11 protein-coding genes are annotated in these 12,147 nt (G+C 75.5%); 8 read left to right on the top strand and 3 right to left on the bottom strand.

Going from position 1 to position 12,147, the window contains the following annotated elements; all coding sequences use genetic code 11:
* The first annotated feature begins 68 nt into the window (after positions 1-68).
* The 5 genes from GA0070213_RS03760 (at position 69) to GA0070213_RS03740 (ending at position 5,546) form a co-directional block, all read left to right on the top strand.
* Positions 69-1,943 (top strand): acyl-CoA dehydrogenase family protein, encoded by a 1,875-nt coding sequence (locus GA0070213_RS03760; RefSeq protein ID WP_139128614.1) that lies wholly within the window; start codon positions 69-71, stop codon positions 1,941-1,943.
* Positions 1,940-2,980, top strand: coding sequence for a phosphate acetyl/acyltransferase (locus tag GA0070213_RS31385; protein WP_175441187.1), 1,041 nt, complete (start codon positions 1,940-1,942; stop codon positions 2,978-2,980). The genes GA0070213_RS03760 and GA0070213_RS31385 overlap by 4 nt, the downstream gene beginning before the upstream one ends.
* Positions 2,981-3,058: 78 nt before the next feature.
* Positions 3,059-4,015 carry an ATP-binding cassette domain-containing protein gene (locus GA0070213_RS03750; RefSeq protein WP_091057205.1) on the top strand — a complete coding sequence of 319 codons (957 nt, stop codon included), beginning with the start codon at positions 3,059-3,061 and terminating at the stop codon, positions 4,013-4,015.
* On the top strand, positions 4,012-4,785 hold the full coding sequence (locus GA0070213_RS03745; RefSeq protein ID WP_091057202.1) for an ABC transporter permease: 774 nt from the start codon (positions 4,012-4,014) through the stop codon (positions 4,783-4,785). Before GA0070213_RS03750 ends, GA0070213_RS03745 begins: the two co-directional genes overlap by 4 nt.
* The gene (locus GA0070213_RS03740; RefSeq protein ID WP_091057199.1) at positions 4,782-5,546 is read left to right on the top strand and encodes an ABC transporter permease; all 765 of its coding nucleotides are present in this window, start codon (positions 4,782-4,784) and stop codon (positions 5,544-5,546) included. The genes GA0070213_RS03745 and GA0070213_RS03740 overlap by 4 nt, the downstream gene beginning before the upstream one ends.
* Positions 5,547-5,559: 13 nt before the next feature.
* Here the strand turns inward: GA0070213_RS03740 and GA0070213_RS03735 are convergent, their stop codons facing one another.
* The gene (locus GA0070213_RS03735) at positions 5,560-6,399 is read right to left on the bottom strand and encodes an acyl-CoA thioesterase (RefSeq protein ID WP_139128612.1); all 840 of its coding nucleotides are present in this window, start codon (positions 6,397-6,399) and stop codon (positions 5,560-5,562) included.
* 78 nt (positions 6,400-6,477) lie between these two features.
* Here GA0070213_RS03735 and GA0070213_RS03730 point away from each other — a divergent pair, with 78 nt between their 5' ends.
* On the top strand, positions 6,478-7,635 hold the full coding sequence (locus GA0070213_RS03730; protein WP_091057192.1) for an acyl-CoA dehydrogenase family protein: 1,158 nt from the start codon (positions 6,478-6,480) through the stop codon (positions 7,633-7,635).
* 35 nt (positions 7,636-7,670) lie between these two features.
* On the top strand, positions 7,671-8,747 hold the full coding sequence (locus GA0070213_RS32480) for an acyl-CoA dehydrogenase family protein (protein WP_091057188.1): 1,077 nt from the start codon (positions 7,671-7,673) through the stop codon (positions 8,745-8,747).
* On the opposite strand, the gene GA0070213_RS03720 is transcribed toward GA0070213_RS32480, so the two are convergent.
* Entirely contained in the window at positions 8,726-9,121 is a 396-nt protein-coding gene (locus GA0070213_RS03720; RefSeq protein WP_245716241.1) for a VOC family protein, read from the bottom strand. The genes GA0070213_RS32480 and GA0070213_RS03720 overlap by 22 nt on opposite strands.
* Before the next feature lie 78 nt (positions 9,122-9,199).
* On the opposite strand from GA0070213_RS03720, the gene GA0070213_RS03715 reads away from it, so the two are divergent.
* The gene (locus GA0070213_RS03715; protein WP_175441186.1) at positions 9,200-10,729 is read left to right on the top strand and encodes a GMC family oxidoreductase; all 1,530 of its coding nucleotides are present in this window, start codon (positions 9,200-9,202) and stop codon (positions 10,727-10,729) included.
* An 82-nt stretch (positions 10,730-10,811) separates the two neighbouring features.
* Here the strand turns inward: GA0070213_RS03715 and GA0070213_RS03710 are convergent, their stop codons facing one another.
* Positions 10,812-12,098 (bottom strand): condensation domain-containing protein, encoded by a 1,287-nt coding sequence (locus tag GA0070213_RS03710; protein ID WP_245716240.1) that lies wholly within the window; start codon positions 12,096-12,098, stop codon positions 10,812-10,814.
* Positions 12,099-12,147 lie beyond the last annotated feature (49 nt).

The following is a 12,147-nucleotide window of genomic DNA, read 5'->3' as shown; positions in this document are numbered from 1 at the left end:
CCTCGCTTGTTGGTTTCTCGCCTAGCATGTATCTCGTATTTGTCGACGGGATGGCGGTGAGGTGCCGGGTGACACCAGACGAAGCGCCCGCGTGGCGGCGGCTCAGCCCGCTGCCCCTGGACCGGCTGGCGCCGCTGCCGGCCCTGGCCGACCACCTGGACCGGCCCGACGTCGTCCGGCGACTGGCCGACGCCGACGCCGCCCGCACGCCCCCCGACCAGGTGCTGGCCGAGGTGCGGTCCCTCGGTGTCGCGGCCGTGTACGACCCGGCCACGGCCACCGCCGTGCACGTCAACGCGCTCAACGCCGTCCTCGCGCGGCACAGCGGAAGCCTCGCGATCACCCTCGGTGTCAACGCGTTGGCCCTGCTGCCGCTCTACATCGCCGGCACGCCGCAGCAACGCGACCGGGCCGGCGCCGTGCTGCGGGCCGGCGGCTCGGCCGCCATGCTGCTCACCGAACTGGAGCACGGCAGCAACCTGGCCCGGATCGCGACCCGGGCGGTGCCCGACGGCGACGGCTGGCGGCTGGCCGGCGAGAAGGACCTGATCAACGGCGGCCGACGGCACGAGCTGCTGGTGGTCCTGGCGCGCGTCGATTCCGGCGCGGATCTGGGGATGTTCCTCGCCGAACGCGACGGCTCGGTGGACGCCCTGCCCGCCTGGCGCACACTGCCCACGGCCGCGGCCGACATCTCCGGCGTACGCCTCGAAGGCACCGTGGCGCAGCCGATCGGCGCGCCGGGGGACGGCGCGGGCGTCCTGCGGCTGACGCTCGCCCTGTCCCGGGGCGGCATCGGATCGCTGGCCTCGGGCGCTGCCAGCGGGGCGCTGGCCCAGGCGGTCGCCTACGCCCGGGAGCGGGACGTCTACGGCGAACCGATCGTCCACCTGGGTGCGATCGCGGAGCACCTGTTCCGGGCCGCTGCCCTCGACGTGCTGGTGGCGGCCGCCGCCGTCAAGGCCACCTTCCTGATCAACACGCTCGGGCCGGCCGCCGCGCACGCCACGGCGGTGGCCAAGTACGCCTGCTGCCTGCTCGCCGAGGAGGCCGTCGCCGAGGGCCGGGCCGTGCTGGGCTCGCGGGCCCTGGTCGAGGAGTTCGGCTACGCCGCCCGGGTGCGCGACGTGCTGCTCTACGGCGTCTTCGACGGCACCAGCCACATCCTGCTCGACCAGTTGCAGTGGCGGCTGGAACGCTTCGCGGCCGGCCCCGGCCGGGGCGAGGACGGTTACCGGACGCTCGCCGAGGCGTACGCCACCGGGCCGCAACCCCTGGTCCACGTCGCCCGGTTGCGGGTGCGGCCGTTCGCGCCGAACCCGGCGGTGCGCGCCGCGACGCTGGCCGCGGCCGGCGCCCGGCCGGCGGTGGGCGCGCTGGCGACGCTGCTACGGCACCTGCTCGACCTGGTGGGCCGGGCCCGGCGCAGTGGACGCTGGGCCACCGACCAGGCCTGGCGGTTCGCCGCCGCCGGGGTCCTCGCGGAGGTGGAGGCGCTGCTGGCCGCCGTCGAGCTGGTCGATCCGCACGGTCGGGTCACGGCCGGCCTGCCCGGCCGCGCCGGGGAGGTCGACGAGGCCGCGCTCGGCTACGCGCTCGGCTGGCGGGGCGCCGTGCTCGCGGCCCGGGTCGACGACCTCGCCGCCGACCTGGCGGCCGACGATCCACCCGGACCTGGGCCGGCGCGGACCGACGACCTGATCGCCGCATTCGCGGGCGAACGCGCGCCGGCGCGTGCCGCGCTGCGACGCTGGCTGACCGCCCCGGCCGGGGACCGGTCGCGGCCCGGTCCGTCGGCTGGCGCGCCGGACGGGTCCGCGGAACGACCGGCCGAACCGGCGAGGCGGCCGGGACCCGCGCCGGACGGGCCCGAGGAACGGCCGGGAACCGCACCGGTCCGCGCCGTTCCGGCGGACCGGTCGGCCGCCGGGGCGTCCCGGTGAGCGGCGTCGACCGCCGACCGCGGGTGGCCGTCGACGTGGCCGGCGCGGACCTCGGGCCGGAGCCGGTGGTCGCCGGCGCGCTGGCCGCCGCGGCGACCACGGACGTGGTGCTGGTCGGCCCGCGCGAGCGCATCCGGCCGCTGCTGCCGGGCGGCGTGCCACCACCGGGGGTACGGCTGCTCGACGCCCCGGACGTGGTGGGCATGGCCGACGACCCGGTGGCCGCCACGTACGCCAAGCGGCGCTCCTCGCTGCTGCTCGCCGCCGCGGAGGTGGCGGCGGGCCGGGCGGACGCGATGGTGACGCCCGGCAACACCGGCGCCGCGGTGCTGGCGGCGGCGGCCCGGCTGGGCCGGGTGCCGGGGGTGACCAATCCCGCGCTGGCGACGGTGCTGCCGGTGCCGGACGCCGGGCCGACCGTGCTGCTCGACATCGGCGCGACCGCCACCGCGCAGCCGGAGTGGCTGGTCGAGTTCGCGGTGCTCGGCGCCGAGTACGCCCGCTGCCGCCTCGGCGTCGAGCAGCCCCGGATCGGGTTGCTCTCCAACGGCCACGAGTCGGTCAAGGGCGGCCCGGTACGCCGCGACGCGCACCTGCTGCTGGCCGCGACGCCCGGCTACGTGGGTCAGATCGAGGCGTACGACGTGCTGGGTGGCCGGGTGGACGTGGCGGTGACCGACGGGTTCACCGGTGACGTGGCGTTGAAGATGTACGAGCGCACGCTGGACGCCACCGTGGGTCTGGCCCTGGCGGCGGTGCGGGCGTTCTCGCCGATCGGCGCGCTGGCGCGCGACCGTGAGCGGCGGGTGACCGCGACGGTCCGCCGGGGGTTGGCCGCCGAGGCCGGTGGCGCGCTGCTGGGGGTACGCGGGGTGTGCGTGGTCTGCCACGGCGCGGCCGGCGCGGCCGACGTGGCGGCCGGCGTGGACATCGCGGTCGAGTGCGTGCGCTCCGGGGTGGTGACGCGGACCGGGGTGGCCTTCGCCGCGTCGTCGCGTCGCCGGCGGGTGGTGCGTCGGGTCGCCGTCGACGGATGACTCAGTCGTTCTTGTATCTGGTTTTCCACATACGAGCGTTGATATGGTGCCGGGGTCTCCTGGGGTGAGGGTGGTGCGATGTCAGAGCAGATGATCCAGGTCCACGAGCTGCGCCGGTCGTTCGGCGCGACGACGGCGCTCGACGGGGTCGGATTCTCCGTCGCCGCCGGTGAGGTGGTCGGCCTGCTCGGCCCGAACGGCGCCGGCAAGACCACCACGATCCACTGTCTCACCACACTGCTCAGGCCGGATTCGGGCAGCGCCCGCGTGGCCGGGTTCGACGTGGTCGACCAGGCCGCGCAGGTGCGCCGCAGCATCGCCGTCACCGGCCAGTTCGCCGCGCTCGACGAGATGCTCACCGGCCGGGAGAACCTGGTGCTGTTCGGCCGGCTGCTCGGCCTCGACCGGCGGGCCGCCGCCGCGCGCGCCGACGAGCTGGTGGAGCGTTTCGACCTGGGGGAGGTCGCCGGCAAGCCGGTCCGCACCTACTCCGGCGGCCTGCGCCGCCGCGCCGATCTGGCCGCGAGCCTGGTGGTCGACCGGCCGGTGCTGTTCCTCGACGAGCCGACCACCGGTCTCGACCCGCGCAGCCGGCGGGCGTTGTGGGAGGTGGTGCGGCAGCTGCGCGCCGACGGCACCACGGTGCTGTTGACCACGCAGTACCTGGAGGAGGCGGACCAGTTGGCCGACCGGGTGCTGCTGATCGACCACGGGCGGGTCGTCGCCGAGGGCACGCCGGACGAGCTGAAGGGGCGCCTCGGCGGCACGGTCTGCGAGGTGCGGGTGGAGGACCCGCGGGCCCGGGAGACGGCCGCCGCGCGGCTGCGCGAGGCGTTCCCGGACCTCACCGAGGACGACGACGTGCTGCGCGTCGCCGCGGGCGCGGGCACGCTGACCGAGGTGGTGCGCCGGTTGGAGTCCGCCGGCGTCGAGGCCGACGACGTGACGGTCCGCCGGCCGACCCTGGACGAGGTGTTCCTGTCGCTGACCGGGTCGGCGGCCGGTGTGCCCGACGTGGCGGGGGCCGGGCGGTGACCGTCGCGAGCCCGCCGGCCGCCGGGCCGGCGCGGCAGTTCGCCGTACTGGCCGCGCGCAACCTGCGCCAAGCGCGGGTCGGCCGGTCGATCGGGCTGACCGTGGTGTTCCCGCTGACGTTCTTCGCCGGCTTCATGGTGGTGTTCCACCGGCTGATGGCGGACTACGGGATCGCCTACGAGCAGTTCCTGCCGCCGGCGATCGTCGTGCAGACCACCGTCCTGGTGGCCATGTCGGCGTGCTACATGGTCGCCGGTGACGCGCGCAGCGGGTTGATCTCGCGCTACCGGACGCTGCCGATGGGCGCGGCCGTGGTGCCCGCCGCCCGGCTGGTGGTGGACGCGGCGCGGGCCGCCGTCGCGGTGGCGGTGATCCTGGTCGCGGCCGTGGTGGTCGGCTTCCGGTTCACCGCGGGCGCGGCCGGCGCGGTGGGTTTCGTGCTGCTGGCGATCGGTTTCGCGGTCGTGCTGGCGGCCGGTTGCGCCGCGCTGGGCCTGGGCGCTCGCGACCCGGAGCAGGCCTACTCGGCGCTCACCCTGCCGTATCTGGTGTTGACCACGGTGTCCACCGCCTTCGTGCCGGTCGACGCGTTCCCGGGCTGGTTGCAGCCGGTGGTCCGGGTGTCGCCGTTCTCCGCCCAGGTCGACGCGCTGCGGGCGCTGTCCACCGAGGGCGCCGACCAGCGGGTGTGGCCGGCGCTGGTCTGGTTGCTGGTGCTGGGTCTGCTGTTCGGCTTCGCCGCCGCCCGTTCGTTCCGGAGGACCCGATGAGCACTGTCACCCAGGCGTCGCTGTTCGCCGGGCGCAACCTGCGCCGGTTCTTCCGGGCCCCGCCGGCGCTGATCTACTCGTTCGCGTTCCCGGTCCTGCTCCTGCTCACCCAGTACGCGGTCTTCGGGCGCATCGTCGGCGACGGCGACCGCCAGCACTACCTGGAGCGGCTCGCGCCGCTGGTGGTGCTCTCGACCGCCGCGTTCGGCTCGCCGTCGAGCGCGGTCGGTTTCCTGCGGGACCTCACGGGTGGGTTGGTCGACCGGCTGCGGGTCATGCCGGTGCGGCCGGGGGCGCTGCTGGTCGGCCGGCTCACCGGCGACGTGCTGCGCATCGTGCTCATCGGGGTGCTCACCACCGCGGTGGCGATGCTGCTCGGGTTCCGGTTCCGGCAGGGCGCCGCCGCCGTGGTGGGTTTCTTCGCGGTGCTCGCGCTGTTCGGGGCGATGTGGGCGGCGATCGCGTTGTGGCGCGGCTCGGGGCCCGGCGACGAGGAGTCGCTGCCGCCGTCGCTGACCGGCCCGGCGACGCTGCTGTTCATCTTCTCCTCGGGGTTCGTGCCGGTGTCGGCGTTCCCGTCGGTGGTGCAGCCGCTGGTGCGGGCCAACCCGTTCTCGACGGCCACCGAGGCGCTGGTCGGGCTCTCCTCGGGCGGGCCGGTCCTGGCGCCGGTGCTGCAGACGCTCGCCTGGGTGCTCGGGCTGGGCGGGGTCTGCCTGCTGGTGGCGGTGCGCCGGTTCGCGCGGCGCACCGCCCGCTGACGGCGCGGGCCGGTCAGACCGGGCTGGCCATCCGGTAGAGCATCTGCTGGCCGCCGGTGGCCAGCAGATGCCCGCCGTCGGACCAGACCCGGGCGCGGGCGCCCAGGGTGCCGCCGTTGGCCGAGGCGGCCTCGCCCTCGACCAGCAGCCACTCGCCGGCGTCGCCGCCGGCCTGGAAACCCACGTACAGGTCCATGCTCGGGGCCATGAACGTGGTCTGCTCGAACGCCTGCACGATGGCCGGGAACTGCACCACGTCGACGGCGAACACCAGCCGGGCGGCGGCCAGCCACGGATCCGCATCGGTCGGCAGCGGCTCGTGCAGCCGCAGCCAGCCCCGCACCGTGGGCACGCCGTCGCGCTGCGGCGACCAGCCGCCGGCGGGCCAGCCGGACAGCCGTACCTCGTAGCAGCGTTCCCAGATCGGCAGCACCGGCAGGCCGTCGCGGCGCATCAGGTCGACCAGCGCCGGCAGCTCGTCGGGCCCGGGGAGCTCGGGCGCCGGCATCCAGCGGCGTTCCGGGCCGACCAGCCCGTCCGCGACCGTCCACACGTGCGCCGCGAGCACGGTGCGGTTGCGCTGGCGCAGCGTGACGTGGAACGCGGCGGCGCGCCGGGTGCCGTGCACCCGCTCCACCGTCAGTTCGGCCTCGCCGTAGCGGGCCGGGGCGAGGAACTGGCAGCTCAGGCTCACCGGCAGCAGCCCGCCGGCGGCGTCGCCGGCGGCGCGCAGGGCCACCGCGGCCAGGTAGCCGCCGTTGGGGCCCCACACCGACCAGTCCTCGGACAGGTCGGCCCGGTAGTGGCCGGGCGCGGTCCGCTCGACCGCGGCGTCGTCCGCGAGACTGGCCATCTCGACCTCCCCCTCCACGCATCGTCCGTCGACACAAGATACTGCACAACAAAAGCAGATACGAGTACGATGCGGCGCATGGATCTGCGTGACAGCGCCGAGGAGGCCGCGTTCCGATCGGGGCTGCGCGACTGGCTCACCCGGTCGGTCCCGGTGACCGCCGGCGCGGACGGCGCCCCGGCGCGGGGACGGTGGGACGACGTCGACGCCGTCCGGTCCTTCAGCGCCGCGCTGCACGAGGCCGGCTACGCCGGGCTCACCTGGCCGGTGGAGTACGGCGGACGCGGGCTGTCCCCGGTGCACCAGGCGATCTACCTGGAGGAGAGCGCCCGCGCCGAGGCCGGTGAGCACATCGGGGTGATCGGCCTGGGCATGGTCGGTCCCACCGTCATCGCGTGCGGATCACCCGCGCAGCGGGCCTGGTACCTGCCCCGCATCCTCACCGGCGAGATCATCTTCTGTCAGGGCTTCTCCGAGCCGGAGGCGGGCAGCGACCTGTCCGCCGTGCGGACGCTCGCCCGCCGCGACGGCGACACCCTGGTGGTGACCGGGCGCAAGGTCTGGTCCTCCTACGCGCACCTGGCCGACCACTGCCTGCTGCTCGCCCGCACCGACCCGGGGGCGACCCGCCATCGTGGCCTGTCGTGCCTGCTGGTGGACCTGCGGACGCCGGGGGTGACGGTGCGGCCGATCCGGCAGATGACCGGCGAGGCCGAGTTCGCCGAGATCGAGTTCGACGAGGCGCGGGTGCCGCTCGACGCGGTGGTCGGCGACGTCGGTGACGGCTGGCGGGTGGCGATGACCACGCTGGCCCACGAGCGCGGCACCTTCGGGTTCACGCTCACCGCCCGGCTGGAGGTGGCGTTCCGCCGGCTGGTCGCGACCGCCCGGGCCCGGGGTCGCGACACCGACCCGCTGGTCCGCGACCAGATCGCCGCCCGCTACGTCGAGCTGGAGGGGCTGCGCTGGACCAACCGGCGCGCCCTGGCCGAGCTGCGCCGCACCGGCACGCCGGGTCCGGAGACCTCGGTGGTGAAGCTGCGTTGGTCGCAGGCGCACCAGCGGCTGACCGCGCTGGGGGTGCGGCTCACCGCCGGTGGCCGGCCGGACGGGTGGGACCGCTACTGGCGGCGCGAGATGCTGCGCAGCCGCGCCAACACCATCGAGGGCGGCACCTCGGAGGTGCTGCGCAACGTAATCGCCGAGCGGGTGCTCGGCCTGCCCCGGTCCTACTGACGCGCCGCCCCGCCCGTGGAGGAGGAGACAGCAGCATGGACTTCGCACTGACCGGCGAGCAGGAGGCGTTGCGCGACACCGCGGCGAAGTATCTCGCCGACGAACGCGCCCACGCCGACGCCGACCGGGCGTGGACCGACGTCACCGGGCTCGGCTGGCTCGACCCGGAGCTGGGCACCGTCGAGCTGGCCCTGCTCGCCGAGCAGCTCGGCCACGCACGCAGCCCGTCGCCCTGGTGGGCGACCGTGGGCCTGGCCGGGCCGGCGCTGCGCGCCGGCGGTCGTACCCTGCGCCGGCCGGCCACGCTGGCCTGGGCCGAGGAGTCCGGCCCCGGCACGCTCGCCGCCCTGCTGCCGCCGGCCCGCTCCGACGGCGACGTGAGTTGTACGGTCGCTGCCGACGGCACCCTCGACGGGCGCAAGGTCGCGGTCCCGCACGCCGGGGAGGCGGTGGACCTGGTGGTGGCCGTCGCCGGCCCGGACGGCGTGGAGCTGCGCCTGGTCGACGCATCCGCGCTGCACCCGGCACCGAGCGACGCCGGGCCGGCGGCCCTGGACCCGACCCGGCCGGCGGCCACGGTGGACCTGTCGGGTGCGGCGTCGACGCCGCTGGTCGCGGCGCACGCGAGCGGGGACGTGCTCGCGATGACCCGGCGGCGCACGCTGACCCTGCTCGCCGCGGAGGCCGTCGGCGTGGCGACGCGCGCGCTGGCCTGGGCCACCGGGTACGCCACCGCCCGTACCCAGTTCGGCCGGCCGATCGGCGCCAACCAGGCGGTGGCGCACCCGCTCGCGGAGCTCTACGGCCAGGTCGAGACCGCCCGGTCGCTGGCCTACCGGGCCGCCTGGTCGGTCGACGCGGAGCCCGGCCCGGTCGCGGACCGGGCGGTCGCCACCGCTGCGGTGGCCGGGCGCGAGGCCGCGACCACCGCCTGCGAGGCCGCCATCCAGACGTACGGGGGCAGCGGGTTCACCTGGGAACAGCCGCTGCACCACTGGTATCGGCGGGCGTGGTGGCTGGCCACGTTCGACGGCACGGTGAGCGACCTGCGCGCCGAGCTGGCCGCGCTGCTGTTGGACGGGACGACCGGTCAGGACGCCCCGGGCCGGTAGGAGCCGAAGCTCCAGATGTTGCCCTCGGAGTCACGCACCGAGTAACCCTGGCCGCCGTAGTCCTCGTCGCGCAGCTTCTGCACGATCTCGGCTCCGGCCGCGACGAGCCGGTCGTAGTGCGCGGCCACGTCGTCGAGGACCACGTAGGTCGCGCCGGGGCCGGTCTCCAGCACCAGGCGCCCGTCGCTGCCGTCGGTCTCGGAGGCGAGCATGACCATGCCGTTGCCCCAGGTCAGTTGGGCGTGGCTGATGGTGCCGTCCGGACCGGGGACGACCAGGGCCTCGCGGAAGCCGACGACGTCCACCAGCCAGCGGACGGCGGCCGGCGCGTCGCGGTAGCGAAGCGTGGGGATGATTTCCGGGCCTGCGCTCATGCCGAAGAGTCTAATGAAGAATCGCGGATAGCACATGCGCTGCGCATGGCATGTCGGATCTTCGGCTACGCTGTGCCCATGCTTCGCTACGACTACGTCATCGTCGGCGCGGGAGCGGCCGGCGCGGTGCTGGCCGCGCGGTTGAGCGAGGAGCCCGGGCGTTCGGTGCTGCTGCTGGAGGCCGGGCCGGACCTGGTCGGCGACGCCGGCCCGGAGGCGTTGCGCACCGGCTCGGTGGAGGCGGAGGACGGCTTCGACTGGGACCTGCGCGCCACCGTCGTCGCCGGACGCGAGGCGCCGCTGCGACGCGGCCGGGTGGTCGGCGGCTCGACCCGGATCAACGACCGGGGCGCGATGCGCGCGCCGGCGGCCGACTTCGTCGCCTGGGGCCGGGCCCTGCCGGAGTGGGACTGGCCGGCGGTGCTGCCCGCCTTCCGCCGGCTGGAGAGCGACAAGCAGTTCGGCGACCGCGACCACCACGGCGCGGACGGTCCGGTGCCGATCACCCGCTGGTCGCGCGGTCAGCTGACCCCGGCGATGGACGGCTTCCTGGAGGCGGTGCTCGCGCTCGGGCACGACTACCAGGAGGACATGAACGCCCCCGACGCGGTCGGCATCGGGATGTATCCGCAGAACCGGCGCGACCGGCTGCGCATGTCGACCGCGCTCACCCACCTCGACCCCGCCCGGTCCCGGCCCAACCTGACGGTCCGGGGCGACGCGGAGGTCGAGCGGGTGGTGCTGGCCGACGGCCGGGCGGTGGGGGTGCGCGTCGTCGGCGGCGAGACGATCGGCGCCGGCGAGGTGGTGCTCTGCGCCGGCAGCCCCTACAGCCCCGCGTTGCTGCTGCGCTCGGGCATCGGCCCCGCCGACGAGTTGCGGGCCGCCGGCGTCGACCCGCTGGTCGACCTGCCGGGCGTGGGCGCCGACGTGATCGACCAGCCGGGCGCGATCATCCTGGTGGTGCCCGAGCCGGAGGCGGTCGGCGGCGACTGGCCGCGCACCCAGCTCATCGGACGGCTCGCCGGCATTCCGGGGCACGCCGCCGACCAGGCCTTCTACCTGAGCCTGTTCACCGGGATGAGCACCACGCGCGGCGCCGGCGCGGGCCTGGACCGGATGGTCGGCACCGACCTCATCAACACGGTGATGATCGGCGACATGGCGATGGCCTCGCGCGGCCGGATCGGGTTGCGTTCCGCCGACGCGGGCACGCCGCCGGTGGTCGACCTCGACTTCTACTCCGCCGACGGCGACCTCGCCCGGATGCGCGACGCCTACCGCCACGCGTGGGAGATCGCCAACCAGGCGGCGTTCACCAAGACCGTGGCCCGCTTCGCGCTCGTGGACGACGCGGTGGTGGGCGACGACGAGCAGCTCGACCACGTGCTGCGCAACACCACCTACAGCCGGCTCAACCTGGTCGGCGGCGCGCGGATGGGCCCCTCGGGCGACCCGGGCGCGGTGGTCGACGGGCACTGCCGGGTGCACGGCGTGCCCGGCCTGCGGGTGGTGGACGCCTCCGTGGTGCCGGTGCCGCTGCGGGCGCCGGCGGCGCTGACCAGCATCATGATCGGGGAGCGCGGCGCCGAGCTGATCCGGGGCTGAGCTACCCGGGCGACCCGCCCGGGTAGCGGCGGGACGCACGCCGACGTGGGCTGAGGCCGGATGGTGGGCGGCGCGCCCGGGGTCAGCGGCGCAGCAGGCTCGACAGCGGCGTCCGCGGGTCGGCGACCACGGTGCGCGCGACGGCGACGTAGCCGTCGAGCAGCCGCTCCGCGTCGGCGGGCGCCAGCCGAGGGGTGTGGAACAGCACCACCCGCAGGCCGGGCCCGCGCGGCGCGAGCGCCAGTTCGGTGCCGAACCGGCTGCCGATCGACTCGGGCAGGAGCAACTCGAAGTCGGCGTCGGCGACCGGGACCCGGTGGTCGAGCTCGGCCATCATCTGGAACACCACGTCGTCGACCCGGCCGCCCAGGTTGGCGCTGCCGGTCGAGACCGCCTGGTACGGCTGCTCCTGGTTGGCGAAGGCGGCGGCGGTGGTCGCGTGGGTGGCGCCCAGCAGCGCCTGGAAGGTGGCGAACGGTGGCAGCCGGGTGCGCAGCACCACCATGTTGGCGCAGAAGCCCACGGTGCGTTGGCTGTCCGGGTGGCTGCGGTTGGCGAACAGCGAGGCGACGGCGAGGTCGCCCTGACCGGTGATCCGGTGCAGCACCGCGTAGTAGACCGCCAGCGTGACGGTGAACAGCGTGGTGCGGTGCTGCCGGGCAAGTTCCCGCAGCCCGCCGGCCACGGCGGCGTCCAGGTCGCGCCCCAGCACGCCCGGCGTGGCCCCCGGCGGTGGTTCGCGGTAGGGCAGTCGGGGCAGCCGCAGCCCGGTGAGCTGGGTGCGCCAGAACTCCCGCTGCCGGTCCAGCTCGGTGCCGGCGAGCCGGGCCTCCTGCCAGGCGACGAACCGGCCGTACTGCCACGGCACCGGGGGCAGCTCGGCGGGCCGGCCCAGGTGCCGGGCGTAGAGCGCGCGCAGTTCCTCGAAGAGCAGCCCGCACGACCAGGCGTCGGTGACCAGGTGGTGCATGGTGAAGCAGAGGACCACTTCGTCCTCGGCCACCCGCCAGGCGGTCGCCCGGGTGGGCCACGCGCCGACGTCCACCCGGGTGGACAGTTCGGTGGCGACGGCCGCCTGCGCCGCGGCGCGCGGGTCGGGGTGGTCGCGCAGCTCGACCACGGGCAGCGGCACCGGTCGCGGGTCCTGCACGAGCTGGGTCAGGCGGGGGCCGCGGCCGGTGAACGTGGTCCGCAGCGCCTCGTGTCGGGCGGTCAGCGCGGTCAGCGCCGCCGCCAGCGCGTCGACGTCGACCTTTCCGGTCACCCGGCACAGCAGCGGGCAGTTCAGCGCCCCGTGGTCGGCGCGGTAGTGGTCGATGATGCCGAGCAGTCGCTGACCGACGGAGGCCGGTAGTTCTCGGGGCGCCACGCTGCGACGGTACCCGCCCGCTCGCGTATCTGTCATCGAGGGTCTGGCA

The sequence above is a fragment of the Micromonospora humi genome (assembly GCF_900090105.1).
Taxonomy (GTDB): domain Bacteria; phylum Actinomycetota; class Actinomycetes; order Mycobacteriales; family Micromonosporaceae; genus Micromonospora; species Micromonospora humi.
The sequence above is the reverse complement of the archived record's forward strand: the minus strand, read 5'-3'. Positions and strand labels throughout refer to the sequence as shown.

What these genes read in the sequence shown, in the direction of transcription:
- GA0070213_RS03750 (WP_091057205.1), top strand. Translation starts at nt 3,059, where the DNA reads ATGTCAGAGCAGATGATCCAGGTCCACGAGCTGCGCCGGTCGTTCGGC.
- GA0070213_RS03740 (WP_091057199.1), top strand. Translation starts at nt 4,782, where the DNA reads ATGAGCACTGTCACCCAGGCGTCGCTGTTCGCCGGGCGCAACCTGCGC.
- GA0070213_RS03735 (WP_139128612.1), bottom strand. Translation starts at nt 6,399, where the DNA reads ATGGCCAGTCTCGCGGACGACGCCGCGGTCGAGCGGACCGCGCCCGGC.
- GA0070213_RS03730 (WP_091057192.1), top strand. Translation starts at nt 6,478, where the DNA reads ATGGATCTGCGTGACAGCGCCGAGGAGGCCGCGTTCCGATCGGGGCTG.
- GA0070213_RS32480 (WP_091057188.1), top strand. Translation starts at nt 7,671, where the DNA reads ATGGACTTCGCACTGACCGGCGAGCAGGAGGCGTTGCGCGACACCGCG.
- GA0070213_RS03720 (WP_245716241.1), bottom strand. Translation starts at nt 9,121, where the DNA reads ATGAGCGCAGGCCCGGAAATCATCCCCACGCTTCGCTACCGCGACGCG.
- GA0070213_RS03715 (WP_175441186.1), top strand. Translation starts at nt 9,200, where the DNA reads ATGCTTCGCTACGACTACGTCATCGTCGGCGCGGGAGCGGCCGGCGCG.